At 55.9% G+C, this 16847-nt stretch carries 15 protein-coding genes; 8 read left to right on the top strand and 7 right to left on the bottom strand.

Translation table 11 applies throughout. From position 1 onward, the window contains the following. Window positions 1–5: 5 nt before the first annotated feature. Both GFH31_RS10935 and GFH31_RS10930 read right to left on the bottom strand, forming a co-directional pair. Window positions 6–773: a tetratricopeptide repeat protein gene (locus GFH31_RS10935; protein WP_153497928.1), complete on the bottom strand. Its 768-nt coding sequence runs from the start codon at window positions 771–773 to the stop codon at window positions 6–8. Window positions 774–783: 10 nt separating this feature from the next. Beyond that, complete coding sequence (locus GFH31_RS10930) at window positions 784–2616, bottom strand: BatD family protein (protein WP_153497927.1); 1833 nt, start codon at window positions 2614–2616, stop codon at window positions 784–786. Between the two features lie 212 nt (window positions 2617–2828). On the opposite strand from GFH31_RS10930, the gene GFH31_RS10925 reads away from it, so the two are divergent. Then, window positions 2829–3707 (top strand): hypothetical protein, encoded by an 879-nt coding sequence (locus GFH31_RS10925; protein WP_101571233.1) that lies wholly within the window; start codon window positions 2829–2831, stop codon window positions 3705–3707. Window positions 3708–3792: 85 nt separating this feature from the next. Here the strand turns inward: GFH31_RS10925 and GFH31_RS10920 are convergent, their stop codons facing one another. Continuing rightward, the gene (locus GFH31_RS10920) at window positions 3793–5424 is read right to left on the bottom strand and encodes a fumarate hydratase (protein ID WP_153497926.1); all 1632 of its coding nucleotides are present in this window, start codon (window positions 5422–5424) and stop codon (window positions 3793–3795) included. A 193-nt stretch (window positions 5425–5617) separates the two neighbouring features. On the opposite strand from GFH31_RS10920, the gene GFH31_RS10915 reads away from it, so the two are divergent. From GFH31_RS10915 to rplI, 4 genes are all read left to right on the top strand, one after another. Further along, on the top strand, window positions 5618–7096 hold the full coding sequence (locus GFH31_RS10915; RefSeq protein ID WP_153497925.1) for a TlpA family protein disulfide reductase: 1479 nt from the start codon (window positions 5618–5620) through the stop codon (window positions 7094–7096). A gap of 99 nt (window positions 7097–7195) precedes the next feature. Further along, window positions 7196–7537, top strand: coding sequence for a 30S ribosomal protein S6 (gene rpsF, locus GFH31_RS10910; RefSeq protein WP_055201877.1), 342 nt, complete (start codon window positions 7196–7198; stop codon window positions 7535–7537). A gap of 6 nt (window positions 7538–7543) precedes the next feature. Beyond that, window positions 7544–7813, top strand: coding sequence for a 30S ribosomal protein S18 (gene rpsR, locus GFH31_RS10905; protein ID WP_055201879.1), 270 nt, complete (start codon window positions 7544–7546; stop codon window positions 7811–7813). A 21-nt stretch (window positions 7814–7834) separates the two neighbouring features. Then, on the top strand, window positions 7835–8275 hold the full coding sequence (gene rplI, locus GFH31_RS10900; RefSeq protein ID WP_055201881.1) for a 50S ribosomal protein L9: 441 nt from the start codon (window positions 7835–7837) through the stop codon (window positions 8273–8275). 480 nt (window positions 8276–8755) lie between these two features. On the opposite strand, the gene GFH31_RS10895 is transcribed toward rplI, so the two are convergent. The 4 genes from GFH31_RS10895 to glmM all read right to left on the bottom strand — a co-directional run bounded on the left by GFH31_RS10895 (window position 8756) and on the right by glmM (window position 13819). Continuing rightward, window positions 8756–10129, bottom strand: coding sequence for a dipeptidase (locus GFH31_RS10895; protein WP_101571244.1), 1374 nt, complete (start codon window positions 10127–10129; stop codon window positions 8756–8758). An 82-nt stretch (window positions 10130–10211) separates the two neighbouring features. Then, complete coding sequence (locus tag GFH31_RS10890; RefSeq protein ID WP_118458458.1) at window positions 10212–11153, bottom strand: YeiH family protein; 942 nt, start codon at window positions 11151–11153, stop codon at window positions 10212–10214. 77 nt (window positions 11154–11230) lie between these two features. Further along, on the bottom strand, window positions 11231–12133 hold the full coding sequence (locus tag GFH31_RS10885; RefSeq protein WP_101571246.1) for a LysR substrate-binding domain-containing protein: 903 nt from the start codon (window positions 12131–12133) through the stop codon (window positions 11231–11233). Between the two features lie 297 nt (window positions 12134–12430). Further along, window positions 12431–13819 carry a phosphoglucosamine mutase gene (gene glmM / locus GFH31_RS10880; RefSeq protein ID WP_101571249.1) on the bottom strand — a complete coding sequence of 463 codons (1389 nt, stop codon included), beginning with the start codon at window positions 13817–13819 and terminating at the stop codon, window positions 12431–12433. A gap of 67 nt (window positions 13820–13886) precedes the next feature. Between glmM and GFH31_RS10875 the strand changes: the two genes are divergently transcribed. The 3 genes from GFH31_RS10875 (at window position 13887) to GFH31_RS10865 (ending at window position 16829) form a co-directional block, all read left to right on the top strand. Continuing rightward, window positions 13887–14762: a nucleoside phosphorylase gene (locus tag GFH31_RS10875; RefSeq protein ID WP_055201892.1), complete on the top strand. Its 876-nt coding sequence runs from the start codon at window positions 13887–13889 to the stop codon at window positions 14760–14762. A 67-nt stretch (window positions 14763–14829) separates the two neighbouring features. Further along, window positions 14830–15957, top strand: coding sequence for a DNA polymerase III subunit beta (gene dnaN, locus GFH31_RS10870; RefSeq protein WP_101571251.1), 1128 nt, complete (start codon window positions 14830–14832; stop codon window positions 15955–15957). A 98-nt stretch (window positions 15958–16055) separates the two neighbouring features. Continuing rightward, window positions 16056–16829, top strand: coding sequence for a 3'-5' exonuclease (locus GFH31_RS10865; RefSeq protein WP_055201897.1), 774 nt, complete (start codon window positions 16056–16058; stop codon window positions 16827–16829). Window positions 16830–16847: the final 18 nt, after the last annotated feature.

Raw genomic sequence — 16847 nt, 5'->3', positions numbered from 1 at the left:
CCCCGCTAATCGATCATTTCGATGGCCGAAACCTGAACCCAGCCCTTGTTACCGTCGGCGATACGTATTTCACGCCAGTCGCCCAGCGAATCGCCGACCGCCACCTTCGTTCCCTCGTGCAATACGAAAATATCCTTGCTCTGCGGATCGGGCGAACTCTTGACCGGAGCCGCCGTACTCATCACGATCGCCTCTGCGGGATGGATGCGCTGGCTGCGCCCGACGGCCGCATAAACGACCGCCAGCGCGAACGCCGCGACGGAAACCAGAGCCCCGTAAAATCCGGCCTTCTGCAGCGCGACGCGGCGCAGCAGCAGGTAAGCGCCGAGTCCGACGAGCGTCAGCGCGAAAAAGAGCAGGCTCAATGCCGCCCACGCGTTACTGCTCAGGCTGTCCCCCAATCCGATCAGCCAACGCTTCGCGAAAAAAACGGGAACCGCATCGATCTTGTCCTGCACATAAGCGTTGGCGATCGACAGGTTGTAACGGATATCGTCGTCGGAAGGCGCGAGTTTCAGCGCCCGGTTATAGTTCAGGATCGCCTTGCCGTTCATGCCGCGTTTGAAATAGGCGTTCCCGAGATTCAGGTAAAGCCGGTCGCTTTCGAGTCCCGAATCGAGCAGCTTTTCATAACCGTCGATGGCGGCTACGTAATCGGCATTGATATACGCCGTATTGGCATCGTCCCAGATTTTATCGGCATCCGCCTGCGCGACAACCGTGCCGCAACACAGCGCAACCAGCGGAAATACGATCAGAATGATCTTTTTCATCTTATGCATGTTACTTTTTAATTACCGATTCCAATTTGGAAAGAATCCCCGCCGCAGAGCCGTAAAGTTCGCTCATCCGCCCCGAAGACGACGGCGAATACTGCGCATACTCGCAGTGGGTGATCGTATCGATAAACTGCCCGGTCAATTCGGCCGAAACGTTGCGCTTGAGCAGTTCCTCGCGGATATTGTCTTTCGTCAGGTTGGCGACCGGAATGTTCAGCTTATCGCTCATGTAACCCCACAACGCCTTCAGCATCTCTTCGTAAAACGCTTTTTCACTCCCTGCGTTCATGTGCTGGAAGGCGGCCCGCAAACGCTGCAACGCCACTTTGTTCGCTTTCCGGTTACGCACCAGCACGGTATTCTGCATCTCGCTCAGGCGTTTTTTCAGATAAAGATATCCTCCGGCGAAAACGAGCAGGATCAGCGCCAGCGCCGCAAAATAGGCCGTACTGCCGAACAGTAGGTTCCCGCGCCGCGTCAAACACGGATCGCCGATACGGATGAAACGGATATCCTTGTCCAGAATCTTCAGATCCTCCTTATTGATTCCGCTGACGATCCCCGACACCCCGCCTCCGCCGGTCGAATCGGGACGCACCTCGATGTTGAACGACGAAGTATTCAGCGTCACATACTTGGCCGCATCCGGATCGAAATAACTGAATTCCACCGGATTGATCGTATAGCTACCCTCTGCGCGCGGGATGAACGGGTATTCGAACTGGCGGTAACCGGTAATCCCGTTCGCATTGTGCGCGAGGCTCTCGGTCGTCTTCTTGTTGTATTGCTCGAACGACGTAGGCATTTCGACCGTCGGAGCCTGGATCAGCGGCAAGTTGCCGCTGCCGGATATCTTCAGGGTAAAATTGTCGGACGCATTGGCCGACATCGTTTTCTTGTCGATCCCACCGCTCATCTGGAACTGTCCGACCGCTCCGTTGAACGAAGCGGGAGCCCCCGCGGGGAAATCCTTGACCGTAATCGCTACCGGCGCGGTCGACAGGTTTTTCCGCACCTCCTGCACCGTTTGCCCGCCTCCGAAAAAGTCGTCGAACAACGACTGCCCGCGCGGCGAGGTCTGCATAACGATCTGCGCGACGGCATTCAGGCTGAACTGCTCGATGTGCAACAGCCCGGCCTGCTGCGGATAGAGCAGCACTTCCCGGATAATCTTGGCGTCGTACACTTTCCCGTTCAACGTCTCCCGCTGCCAGCCGTATCCCTGCACATCGAGATCCTGCACCCAGAAACCATTGAATGCCGGATACTTAACATTATCCAATCCTCCCAACTGCACCCGCGTATAAATTTTGAATGTGGCCCGGATCGGCTGTCCTTTGAATACGTTGTTGCGATTGACCGCAACCCGCACCAGCAAATCGTCGGCCCCCAGCTTCGCCGACCGCGCCTCCCCCGCCTGCTTTTCGCCTCCGGCGGCGCCCGGCCGGGCCGAAGCTTCGTCGGCGATCACCTCGATCGTCAACGGCTGCGTCCCGTAGCTCTTCCCGTCCACCCTGACCGACGCCGCCGAAATCGAAGCCTTGCCGACCGACGAAGCCTGAATGACATAAGTGTAGGTAAAAGACGAAGTCTTGGTCACGTTGCCGTTGACGATCGACACCGAAGTGCCTTCCGACAGGGTCGGCCCGGCCACTACGTCGAATCCGTCGAACGTCGGCGGCACGAACTCCTCGGGCTTGGCATTGAGCGAAAACTCGATGCGGAAAGCCTCCCCGACGGCCACGACGGCCGGCGCATTCGCCTCGAACTCGACTTTCTGAGCAAAAGCGGCCACCGAAACGAACAGGAAAGCCGCCGCCCAAAACAGATGCTTCATCAAACGTAACATATTGCTATCGGATCAATTTAACCGCAAAAATAACTGTTTTTAATCAAAACCCGCAACGGGTACTGACATTCTTGTCCCGGCCGTGTTTTAGAAACGCGTCCGAATCCCGCTTTAGTATCCGGCATTCATAGAAACAGACCTTCGCGAACGCCGTTTTATCCTTAATCTTACGTAACTTTGAAACTCAAAAACTCCAACTTATGAAATATTTATGCTTTATTTTCCTGATCGCGGGCTTTTCGATCGCCTGCACCGGATCGGGAAACAGGAACTCCCGGACGACCCCGTCCGGTCCAATCGCCGTAGTAATCGATACGATAACCGACGCAACCGATAGCGATAGGATCGCCCCGGGTACGCTAACCGACCTAAGGAATCCGGCCTACATGCGGGCCGTAGCCGATACAATTCGCCTTCAATTGGGCGGCGCCCTATACGATGCGGCCGACCCGGCCGATTCGATTACCGTTCTCGAAACCTATTACGATCAGGATTCCGTCTACGGGTTATCCCGGACTTACGTCTACATCAACCACAACCGGGAGGCCCCTGCCTACAGGTGGTTCGAACCCGACTCGCTGCAAAAAAGATTCGATTCGTACCGTGAAGATATGATTCGGGACGGTTCCGCCGCGCTGTTCGACGAAGCGCTTCAGCGCGGACGCGACACACTGATCATCCGATTGGACTCGACCATCGAACGATACCGGGGATACTGGGTGTGCGTCTATAAATACCCCGGCAGGGAAGACTACTACCTGGATGACAACCGTACATGGAAATTCGTCTATTGTCTCTCGGACTCAACCTTTTCGTTTTTAAATATGGACGGCCCCGAACCGGATCTGATCACCTCTTTCCAATCCGATTCCGCCGGTAACTTCACGATCGGATTTCCGGGTCGGGAAGCGGATTTCAGCCTTATCGACCCGGAACGCGGTTTATACAGAGAAACGATCAAGGGGAAATTCCGGAGTTACATGATTCCCGCATCCAACGTCCGCAAGTTCGACATCATCCGATACGCCGATACGGACGGAGGCATGATCTCCTGGTTCGAACGGGTAGAAGAAGAATAAATGCAATCAAACGGCAGACGCTATACAAGCGGCGCCGTCTCTTTCGGGAGACGGCGCCGCTTTTCATTTACACGGTGCGCGGCAATCAATGTCCGCTCCCGCAGCCGTCTTTCTTGAACTCGGCAAAAAAGTCGTTGCCTTTGTCGTCGACAATGATGAACGCCGGGAAATTCTCGACATAGATTTTGCGGACGGCTTCCATTCCCAGTTCCGGGAAATCGACCACCTCGACGCTCTTGATGCTGTTCTTCGCCAACACGGCGGCCGGGCCGCCGATCGAACCGAGGTAGAACCCGCCGTGCTTCTTGCAGGCGTCCGTCACGGCCTGCGTGCGGTTTCCCTTGGCCACCATCACCAGCGATCCGCCGCGATCCTGGAACAGGTCGACGTACGGGTCCATACGGCCTGCGGTCGTCGGGCCGAAGCTGCCCGAAGCCATTCCCTGCGGCGTCTTAGCCGGGCCGGCGTAATAAATCGGATGTTTCTTGAAATACTCGGGCATCGGCTTGCCTTCGTCGAGCATTTGTTTGATGCGGGCATGGGCGATGTCGCGGGCCACGATCAGCGTGCCTTTGAGGTTCAGGCGCGTTTTAACCGGGTATTTGGACAGGATTTCGCGCACTTTATCCATGCCCTCGTCGAGGTCGATCTCAACGGCGGGTTTCATGCCGGGAGCCGTCTTCGGCAGGAAACGAGCCGGATTCTTCTCAAGTTGTTCGAGGAAAATCCCCTCTTCGGTGATCTTCGCCTTGATGTTCCGGTCGGCGCTGCAGCTCACGCCGATGCCTACCGGACACGATGCCGCATGGCGCGGCAGGCGGATCACCCGCACGTCGTGTACGAGGTATTTACCGCCGAACTGAGCGCCCACGCCGCTCTCGCGGCAGATCTTCAGCACCTTTTCTTCCCATTCCAGGTCGCGGAACGCGCGCCCCCCTTCGTTGCCCGAAGTGGGCAGGTGATCCAGGTAACCGGCCGACGCTTTCTTGACGGTCGCCAGGTTCGCTTCGGCCGACGTACCGCCGATCACCAGCGCGAGGTGGTACGGCGGACAGGCCGACGTACCGAGGTCCATAATGTGCGTCCGAATGAATTTGGTCAGCGACTCCTCGTTCAGCAGCGCCTTGGTCTGCTGGTACAGGAACGTCTTATTCGCCGATCCGCCTCCTTTGGTGATGAACAGGAAGCTGTATTTGTTGCCCTGCGTCGCGTACAAGTCGATCTGCGCCGGCAGGTTCGTCCCCGAATTTTTCTCTTCGGTCATCGTGAACGGCACCACCTGCGAATAGCGCAGGTTGCGGTCGCGATACGTTTCGTAAACGCCTTTCGACAAGGCTTCGGCATCGTTCGCGCCCGTATATACGTCCTCGCCTTTCTTCCCGATCACGATCGCCGTGCCGGTATCCTGGCAGGTAGGCAATTCGCCCTCGGCCGACACCGCCTGATTCAGCAACATCGTATAAGCGACGAATTTATCGTTATCGGTGGCCTCCGGATCGTTCAGGATATCGGCCAGTTTCTGCAGGTGCGAAGCCCTGAGGTAGAACGATACGTCGGCGAACGCCTCGCGCGAAAGCAGTTCCAGTCCTTTCGGGTCGATCTTCAGGATTTTGCGGCCGTCGCATTCGACCGTCTTGACATAATCTTTGGTGAGCAGGCGATACTCGGTGGTATCCTCCGAAATCGGAAAAGGCTCCTGATAAATAAATTCTGACATAGCGCTATCTGCGGTTTAAATTAATTTCAATTTTACAAAGGTAAAAAGAAACTCTGAAAAACGGATCGCCGCCGCCGGGAATCTTCTCAGTAAATTTCACCGGATAAAAAGTCCGCCCTCCTTGGAAATACCACAAAAAGTCTTTAATTTTGAATATACAGTCTATAATCGCAACCTTTTAAAACTCGCCGCCATGAAACGTTTACAACTGATCGCCCTGGCAATGATTGCCGGCAGCATTTCCTGCACGCTCCGGGCCTCCGAAGCCTCCCGCTCCCTGTCGACCCTGCATCTGAAAATCATCAACACGGGAACGAACCCGACCGGCGTCCTTACCGTCGATTTCCACGACCCGACCTGCTACCGGGACCCGCTCAATGCGCTTTATTCGCCCTGCACAGACGGCAAACAAGCCTTTTTCATAGACAGCGACACGAGCTTCACCCTGAAACGGGAAATGCCGTGGCGCCAAGACATCCGCATCGGCGTCGGCGCCCGGATGGACACCCACCACGCCGTCCTGCTCTCCGCCCCGGGGGATTCGGCATCGCTGACGCTGGATTTCGGCAAAATCTGCGACAACGACGACACGGGATTCGTCTTCGGCGGCAAACAGGGTTCGCTGAACGCCCAGATCAACGCGTGCGAAAAATACCTATCGCAACTGTCGGAAACGATCCGGTTCCCCCGGGATTCGTCCGCCTACGGGCTGTATCCGGAAAAAACGGCGCAAATGCAAGATTCGCTGGCCCGTTACAGCGCGCGCGCCAAATTATCCAAAGCAGCGAAAGAGTGGGCCCGGCAAAGCATTCCGGCGCGGGTGTATATCCAGCTCCGAGAGACGCTGGGCTTCTACCAAATAGATTTTCCCTTTCTGTCCCAGATCGCTTCGAACGATCTGCAAAGCCTGACTTTTTCCGGCGCTCAGGCTTTTCTGACGGATTACGCGCAACGCGGTTTCGGCCTCTTTTCGGACCGTCCCGAAAACAAGGCGCTCACCCCGTGGGAGCGGATCGCGCGCTTCGCCGGCACGCAACCCGCTTCTCCGCGCCGGGACTTTATGACTTTCCAACTGGTAGCCCAAACGCTGCAGGAACAAGGCGCCCCGGACATACCCGATACGGAACCCGCTTCCTTTTTCGAATCGCCCTATTTTTCCGACCGGACGGTACGGGCAGTACGGGCGGAACGGGAGCGAACGGACATCCGGTTCCCGGAAACGCCCCTGAAAGAGATCTGCTATTTCGATAAACAGGGCGGCACGGTCGACACCGTCTCAGGAAAAGACATTTTCGGCCTGCTTCGCTCCCGGTATGCCGGGAAAGTAGTCTACATCGACGTCTGGGGCACGTGGTGCTCTCCCTGCATCGCCCAAATGTCGGAGCTGACCGAACTGCAAAAAAAATACGAAGGGAAAGAGGTCGTATTCGTTACCCTGGCGGTATGGTCGCCCCGGGAGAGGTGGGTCGAAATGGTCGGCGAGGGTAAAATCCCCGGCGAATGTTTCCTGTTCGACTTCGCTTCGGCGACTGTCTTCAGTACGGTTTGCGACTTTTATATGTTCCCGTCCCACCTGCTGATGGACCGCAGCGGCAGGATCGTCACCCGCTATGCCCCGGTCGGGATTTCCAGCGCCGGCGCGGCGATCGACCGTCTGCTGAAAGACAATTAAACGGCAAAACCCATAAAAAACGGCGGACAGCATTGGGATTTCCCTGTTTTTTATTACCTTTGCGGCACATTTTCACAAAACAAATTAAATCAAATCGTTATGAATCATTACGAAACCGTTTTCATTGCCACGCCGGTGCTGTCTGACGTTCAGACCAAAGAGGTGTTCGGCAAATTCCAGGGTGTCATCACCGAGAACGGCGGTCGGATCGTAAGCGGCGAAGAGTGGGGACTCAAGAAACTCGCCTACCCGATCCAGAAAAAGACCACCGGCTTTTACTTCCTGATCGAGTTCGAAGCGGAAGGCGACATCGTCGACATCCTCGAAACTCAGTATCGCCGCGACGAACGCGTGATCCGTTTCCTGACTTTCAAAATGGATAAATACGCCGTTGAGTACGCAGAAAAACGCAGAAACAAATACAAATCAAAACAGGAATAACAAGTCATGGCACAGAATCAATCCGAAATCAGATACCTGAACCCTCCTACCGTAGAGGTCAAAAAGAAAAAATACTGCCGTTTCAAAAAATCCGGCATCAAATACGTCGATTACAAAGACGCCGAATTCCTGAAAAAGTTCCTCAACGAACAGGGCAAGATTCTGCCTCGCCGCCTGACCGGAACTTCGCAGAAATTCCAGAAAAAGGTAGCCTCCGCCGTAAAGCGTGCACGCCACCTGGCTCTGCTGCCTTTCGTTACCGATATGTTTAAATAATCTAAAACCGGAGGAAATATCATGCAAGTAATTCTTATCAAAGACGTCGAGAACTTGGGTTATGCCAACGACATCGTGGAAGTTCGCCCCGGTTACGCCAATAATTACCTGATCCCGCAGGGATACGCCAAAAGCGCGACGGCTTCCGCCCGCAAGGTGTTGGCCGAAAACCTGAAACAGCAGGCGCACAAAGAGGCCAAGCTGATCGCCGACGCCGAAGCGCTGGCAGCCAAGCTGGCAGAGATCGCGTTGACCATCACCGCCAAAGCCGAGGAAGGACGCATTTTCGGTTCGGTAACCGCAGCGAACGTGGCCGAGGCCCTGAACGAAAAAGGGATCGCCGTAGACCGCAAGAGCATCAGCGTAGACCCCGTGAAGACGATCGGCGCTTACGAAGCCGCCGTGAAGCTTTACAAAGGCATCAGCGCAACCGTTAAATTCGAAGTGGTAGCCGAAGCTTAATTATCCGGCTCTTTATCTCCGAATTGCATGTGAAATGCAGGAAGAAACAACGCCTAAAAGGCGGCATTTAATAAATGCCGCCTTTTGTGCTTTGATATAAGTAGGTAATAATTATCTTTATTCATCTTCTATATCATCCATCAACAAATGACCCGACATCATTGCGCCGCCGCCGTTAACCGCCAAAAATAAACCGTCTTGAAAAAAGTGCCGATACAAACAGGGATATGGGTATTTATTATCTTAGCTCTCTACCTATATATCGGAAATCCCCTTGAGAAAAATTATAATTTGGCATTGATAGCGCTTGTCGTATCGGTTATATCGTTGGTTATATCTTTAGTGCTGCATAATAAGTATAAAAGAAAATATGAGACGATCGGACGTTTGTGTGTCCTGGCTCTGTTTTGCGTCGCGTATTTCTTCTTATAAACAAACAACAGGTTAAAGTCACTTTTTATCTTTATGCCGCGAAGGAAATTATGCCGTTCCCATCGCAGCGTAGTTCGCGTAAAACCGAACGATCGTTTCGATTCCCCGGTAGAAATTGGCCAGCGGATAACTTTCGTTCGGCGAGTGGATCGCATCCTCGTCCAGTCCGAATCCCATCAGGATGGACTTTACGCCGAGTTCCTTTTCGAAAACGCTGATTACAGGGATGCTGCCGCCCGAATAGAACGGAACCGGCTTGCGGCCGAAAGTCTGCTCGAACGCCGCCGAAGCAGCCCGGTAAGCCGGCAGATCGGTCGGCGACACGTACGGAGCGCCGCCGTGCAGCACTTTGACCCGCACTTTCACGCTGCGCGGGGCGATGTCCCGAAAATAAGCCGCGAACAGCTCCCCTATTTTATGAAAATCCTGGCCGGGAACCAATCGCATCGAGATCTTCGCATACGCCGAAGACGGAATCACCGTTTTGGCCCCTTCGCCGGTATAGCCCCCCCAGATGCCGTTCACGTCGAGCGACGGCCGGATCCCGGTGCGTTCCAGCGTCGTATATCCTTTTTCGCCCTGCGTTTCGAGAATACCGAGCGACTTGCAATAGGCCGCCTCGCAAAACGGCGCGGCGGCAAACTCCCGATGCTCTTGCGGAGCAAGCTCACGGATGCCGTCGTAAAAGCCGGGAATCGTAATGCGCCCTTCGGCATCGATCAGCGAAGCGATCATCCCGGAGAGCACATTGATCGGATTGGCTACCGCTCCGCCGTACAGACCGGAATGCAGGTCGCGGTTCGGCCCCGTCACTTCGACCTCAACGTAACACAGACCGCGCAGGCCGCAGGTGATCGACGGCACCTTCCACGACAGCAAGCTGGTATCCGAAACCAAAATGATGTCGGCTCTCAACAACTCCCGGTGCAGGCCGCACCATCGGGCGATGCTGCCCGAACCGATCTCCTCTTCGCCTTCGATCATAAATTTCACATTGCACGCGAGCGTGCCGGTCTGCAACATGGTTTCCAGCGCCTTGACATGCATATAAAGTTGTCCCTTGTCGTCGTCGGCGCCGCGCGCCCGGATCCGGCCGTCGCGGACGACCGGTTCGAACGGATCGGTCTCCCACCGGTCGGGCGGATCGACCGGCATCACGTCGTAATGGCCGTAGACCAGCACGGTCTTAGCCGCCGGATCGACGATTTTCTCGGCGTAAACGATCGGATTTCCTTCAGTGGGCATCACTTCGGCGCGGTCGGCTCCGGAACGCACCAGCAATCCGGCCAACAATTCGGCACAACGCACCACGTCGGGCGCATGCACGCTCTGCGCACTGACGGACGGAATCCGCAACAGTTCGAACAGCTCCCCGACGAAACGCTCCTTGTGTTCGTCGATATACGCTTTCGCTTTATCCATAAGTCTGCATTTAAGAGGTCGGGATAAAGATAAAAAATATCGGGGACAATCCGCAACGGTTTCCGAAAATAGGAACGGGGGTCTACAGATGGCAGATCGCCACCAGCGACAGCACCGAAATCGCGACCCACAACGTGACGCCGAGCAACAACGGTTTGAAACCGACCTCGCGGATTTTCGAAACCGAAAGCCCTGCGCCGATCAGGAACAGCGTCACGACCAGCGCGGCCTTCGACACGGTCACAACGGCCGTATTGAAATCGTCGACGAACGGCAGGTAGCTATTGGCCAACATCGCCAGGATAAAGAACCCGATGAACCACGGAATCGAGATCTTCTTCCCCTTGCTGCGGAACAGCAGGGCGGACAGCAGCGATACCGGAATGATCCACAGAGCGCGGGCCAGTTTCACGGTCGTGGCCACTTCGAGCGCTTCGCTGCCGTAGGCGGACGCCGCGCCGACCACCGAACTGGTATCGTGAATGGCGATGGCGCTCCACATTCCGAACTGGTGCTGCGTCAACCCCAGCAGATGTCCGATCGCCGGGAACAGGATCAACGCCACCGAATTGAGCAGGAACACTACGCCGAGCGACACCGAAATTTCCTTCTCCGAAGCGTCCACGGCAGGAGCCACCGCCGCAATCGCGCTGCCGCCGCAGATAGCCGTCCCGGAAGCTACCAGGTGCGACGATTTGCGCGGCATCCGCAGCCAGCGGCCGACGAAATAACCGAGCGTTAACAGCAACGCGATCGAAACGACCGTCAGTTCGAGCCCTTCGCGACCGACTTGCAACGCGCTGTGGACGTTCATGCCGAAGCCGAGCCCCACGACCGAAACTTTCAGCAGCAGTCCGGTGGCCTTATGGTTCAGTTTGGCGAAAGGATGCCCCCAAAACAAGGAGAATAAAAAACCGCCGACCAGAGCGATCGGAGCGGATACGTACGGAGTCGCGCAAAGGGCGATACAAAGAATAAAACAGGCTTTCAGAACAGCGGTTTTTCGGGCGGATCGTGTTTGCATACGTCGTTTCATCTTTTGAATTACGCCGCAAAAATAGACCGCCGATCCGTTCAAAGCCAATCACGAAAAGTGCTCTCCTATAACTTTTGGTTATAATAATTGATACAGAACTGTTTGAACAACTCGCAAAGGCGGCTATTGCGGCCGTGCCGCATCACGAAACTGAAACGGCGCACCACCGACAGGTCGGCGATCTCGATCACCCGCAGCAGGTTGTGCCGCAATTCCTCGAACACGGCCTGCACCGAAACGAAGGCGACGGCATCCGACCCGTAGAGGTAGTGCTTGATGCTCTCGGTGCTGTCCAACTGCATCTCGACCGGCAGCGTCCGCAACGAAATTCCGCGCGAAGCGAGCGCCCGTTCGACGACGTCGAGCGTCCCCGATCCCGTTTCGCGGATCACCAGCGGCAGTTTCTTCAGATCGGCGGCCGCAATCTCCTCCTGCCGCAGCGAACGGTTCGACGAAGCGGTCACGAGCACCAGCTCGTCCTCCATAAACGTCTCGTAATGCAGTTGCGGATTTCCGGCATTGCCCTCGATCACCCCGAAATCGAGCTTTTCATCGGCCACCATCCGCTCGATCAGTTCGGTATTCCCGTTGCACAGCGTCAGGCGGACTTCCGGATAACGTTTTTTGAAACGGGACAGAATGGCCGGAAGCACGTATTGCGAAATGGTCGTACTGGCTCCGACCGCCAATTCACCGCCGAACGTCTCGCCGTCCCCGGCGAACGCGTCGTTCAGTTCGGCATACAACGCCAGCAATCGGCGGACATAGCCCAGCAGCAACTCGCCCTGCGGCGTCAGCGCGACGGCATTGCGCCGTCGGACGAAAAGCGGCACGCCGAGCTGCTTCTCCAGTTCGTTGATATGTTTAGTCACGGCCGGCTGCGTGACGAACAGCTCGTCCGCCGCACGGGTAAAGCTGAGCCTTTCGGCCACGGCCCGGAAAACTTTCAGTCGGAAATCGGTTATCATACGACGAATATAATACGCTTTGCGCACAAATCAAAACACGGCGGATCGATCGCACGAAAAGTCGCCGGAAGTATGAAATATCGACGCCTACGCCCAACGGAGCAACCGACTTATAAAAAAAACACGGCACGGTTATGGATATTTTCCGATACAGATCCGAACTACCCGGAGCCGGAACTTAATGTATGTACCGTACTCTAACCTAAAAACTACCTGTTTTGTTTCCAAATTTAGTAAGAAAAGCCCCGCTCCGGAATCCGGAACGGGGCTTTTTCGATACGGGAACGGTTCCGCCGGTCAGCCGGCGATCACCGAACGGATATCGGCGATGATCTTTTCGGCCAACGCATCGGCCGCCGCCTCGTCGCGACTCTCGCTGTAAATGCGGATGATCGGTTCGGTATTGGATTTACGCAGGTGTACCCACTCGGTCGGGAAGTCGATCTTCACGCCGTCGATATCGTTGACCTGTTCGTGCGCATATTTCGCTTTCATCCGGCGGAGCACGTCGTCCACGTCGATCTCGGGCGTCAGTTCGATTTTATTCTTCGAAATGTAATACGGCGGATAGGTGGCGCGCAGAGCCGACGCGCTCATCCCTTTGCGGGCGAGATGCGTCAGAAACAGCGCCACGCCGACCAACGCATCGCGTCCGTAATGGATTTCGGGATAGATCACCCCGCCGTTGCCCTCGCCGCCGATCACCGCGCCGACCTCTTTCATCTTCGTCACGACGTTCACTTCGCCGACCGCAGCGGCGTAATACCGACAGCCGTGCCGTTCGGTCACGTCGCGCAAAGCCCGCGACGAACTCAGGTTCGACACGGTAGCCCCTTTCGTATGCGACAGCACGTAATCGGCCACGGCGACCAGCGTATACTCCTCGCCGAACATCGTCCCGTCCTCGCACACCAGCGCCAGGCGGTCGACATCCGGATCGACCACGATCCCCAGATCGGCTTTTTCGGCCGGCACGCGCGCCGAAATCTCCGTCAGATTCGCCGGAATAGGCTCCGGATTGTGCGCGAAATGCCCGTCCGGAGCGCAGTTCAGTTCCACCACCTCGACGCCCAGTTCCCGGAGCAACGCGGGGATCACCACGCCGCCGACCGAATTGACCGCATCGACGACCACTTTGAAACGGGCGGCGCGGATCGCGTCCCGGTCGACCAACTTCAGGGCGAGCACCCGGTCGATATGCGTCTTATCGTAACTTGTGCGATCGAGCACGTGTCCGATGCGATCCACGTCCGGAAACGTATAACCGTCCGATGCGGCGATAGCGAGCACCCGCTTGCCTTCGGCATCGTTCAGAAATTCGCCGCGCGCATTGAGCAACTTCAGCGCATTCCACTGTTTCGGGTTGTGGCTGGCCGTCAGAATAATCCCGCCGTCGGCCCTACGGCCCGTCACGGCCACTTCGACGGTCGGCGTCGTAGCCAGACCGATATCGATCACGTCGATACCGCAACCGCACAGCGTCCCTTCGACGATCGAAGCCGCCATTTCGCCCGACAGCCGCGCGTCGCGACCGACCACGACCGTCAGTCTCTTATCACCGCTGGTCTCTTTCAGCCACTGGGCGTAGGCCGACGTAAACTTCGCCAGATCGATCGGCGTCAGGTTGTCGCCCGGCTGTCCGCCGATCGTCCCCCGTATTCCGGAAATTGATTTTATCAGTGTCATAACCTATGAAATTTAACGCAAATTAATTACTTTTATAGCAATAATAAAAATCCAAAACCTGAAAACCATGCGTATTATCGCCCCCTCGGAATTGATTATCAACGGCGACGGCTCGATCTTCCACCTGCATTTGAAACCGGGCCAGTTGGCCGATACCGTGATCCTCGTCGGCGATCCGGGACGGGTAGAGCAGGTCGCCGCATACTTCGACTCGGTAGAATGCCGTGCGGAAAACCGCGAATTCGTTGCGGTGACCGGAGAGTGTTTCGGCAAACGGATGACCGTACAGTCTACCGGCATCGGCACCGACAACATCGACATCGTCGTCAACGAACTGGACGCGCTGGCGAATATCGACTTCGAGACCCGTACCGAAAAAGCTGAAAAAACGCGGCTGACACTCGTGCGGCTCGGAACCTGCGGCGGCATCCAGCCCGAACTGAAGATCGGCGACCTGGTGCTGTCGCGCATCTCGGCCGGCTTCGACGGGCTGCTAAATTTTTACAAAGGGCGCAACGCGGTCTGCGATCTCGAAATGGAACAGGACTTCGTCGAGCACACCGGTTGGAGCCGCTTGCTGACCGCCCCCTATTTCGTCCGGTGCTCGGATCGGCTGGCCGAACTGTTCGCCGACCGGACGGTCGAAGGCATGACGATCTCGGCCCCCGGGTTTTATGCCCCGCAGGGCCGCTTCCTGCGGCTCTCGCCGGCCGATCCGTCGCTCAACGGCAAGATCGAATCGTTCGAATACCGGGGACGACGCTTTACCAATTTCGAAATGGAAGGTTCGGCGCTGGCCGGACTGTCGCTGCTGCTGGGGCACGACGCCGCCACGATCTGCACGGTTATCGCACAGCGAGTTGCCCTCGAAATGGACACCGACTACCGGCCTTTTGTTGATAAGATGATCAAAATGTCCCTCGAAAAGCTGGCCGGATTGTAATTTTTTGAATTATCTTTGAAGTTGGAATTTGGTTCAAATGCATATAAAACACTAAAATGTATAACATATGAAATTCGTCGTATCTTCTACCGCGCTGCTGAACGTGCTGCAAACCTCGAGTAAAGTCGTCAGCAACAAAAACACGCTGCCCATTCTGGACAACTTCCTGTTCGACCTGAAGGAAGGCGTCCTCAAAATCACCGCTTCGGATCTGGAAACCACGCTGATCGGATCGCTGAAAGTGGACAATATGGAAGAAGAAGGACTGATCGCCGTCCCGGTAAAACTGATGCTCGACTCGCTGAAAGAGTTCTCGGAACAGCCGCTGACGATCGAAGCCAACGAATCGACCTGGGAGATCCAGGTAAGCTGGAAAACCGGTAAGCTGACCATTCCCGGCACTTCGGGGCTGAGCTATCCGAACCTGCCGGAACTGAATCCGGAATCCCGCCGGGAACTCGACGCCGACGCGGACATGTTGCTTACGGGCATCAACAAAACGATCTTCGCGACGGCCGACGACGAACTGCGTCCGGTGATGAACGGCGTCTACATCAACATCGAATCGCAGAGCATTACGTTCGTGGCGACCGACGCGCACAAGCTCGTCAAATACGTATCGCCGATCGAAACCGAAATCGCCGCCTCGTTCATCCTGCCGAAAAAACCGGCCAACCTGCTGCGCAGTATGCTGGGTAAAGAAGACGAAAGTATCCGCATGGAATTCGACGACAAAAACGTGACGTTCCGGCTGAAAAGCCATACGCTGATCTGCCGGCTGATCGAAGGCAACTACCCGAACTACAACGCCGTCATCCCGAGCAACAACCCGAATCACGTGCGGGTCGACCGCGTCGAGCTGCTCAACGGCATCCGCCGCGTGGCCGTCTGCTCGAACCAATCTACGAACCTGATCAAGATGGACATCGAATCGAGCACGATCAACCTGACGGCGCAGGACCTGGACTTTTCGGTATCGGCCCAAGAATCGCTGGCCTGCGAGTACGAAGGAGAGGCTATCTCGATCGGTTTCAAATCGACTTTCCTCGTCGAGATTCTGGCGAATATCGATACGCAAAACGTCGTGCTGGAGCTGGCTGACTCGACCCGCGCCGGAGTGTTCAAACCCATTTACGACGAAGCGCCGGCCACCGACACGCTGATGCTGCTGATGCCGATGATGATCAACGCATAACCGAATCTGCGGCACGGACATCCCCCCGCGGCGTACCCGCAGGAAAGTCCGTGCCGTATTATATACGTACCTGAGACACGGAAAACAACGCGCACCCCATGAAACTGAATCTGAAAAATCCGATCGTCTTCTTCGACCTCGAAACGACCGGAGTCGATCCTGCCAAAGACCGGATCGTCGAAATATCGCTCGCAAAAGTAATGCCCGACGGCAGCCAGGAGACCAAAACCCGCCGGCTGAACCCGGAGATGCACATTCCCGAAGCGGCATCGGCCATCCACCATATCTACGACCAGGACGTAGCCGACTGTCCGACTTTCCAGATGATCGCCAAATCGCTGTGGAGCTACATCGAAGGATGCGACTTGGCCGGATACAATTCCAACAAGTTCGACATCCCGGTGCTGGTCGAAGAGTTCCTGCGAGCCGGTATAGACGTCGACCTGAAAAAACGCCGTTTCATCGACGTGCAGAACATTTTCCACAAGATGGAACAACGCACGCTGGTCGCCGCATACAAATTCTACTGCCAGAAAGACCTGACCGAAGCCCACTCGGCCGAAGCCGATACGCTGGCCACCCTGGAAGTGTTGCAAGCCCAGCTCGACCGTTACCCCGACGACCTGAAAAACGACATCGGTTTTCTGGCCGAATTTTCGTGCCGCGACCAAAACGTCGACTATGCCGGACGTATCGTATACAACGACAAGGGAGTCGAAGTGTTCAATTTCGGCAAGCACAAAGGCAGGTCCGTGTCGGAAGTGTTCCGAACGGAACCGAGTTATTACTCGTGGATGATGAACGGCGATTTCCCGCAGTATACGAAAAAAGTCATCACGGCGATCCGCCTGCGGGACATCAATGGCAAATAACGGAACCAGCCACGAATA

Origin of the sequence: Alistipes sp. dk3624, assembly GCF_009557455.1 — a bacterium.
Lineage (GTDB): Bacteria > Bacteroidota > Bacteroidia > Bacteroidales > Rikenellaceae > Alistipes_A > Alistipes_A hominis.
Note: the sequence above shows the minus strand (reverse complement) of the source record. Positions and strands in the feature narration are given on the sequence as shown.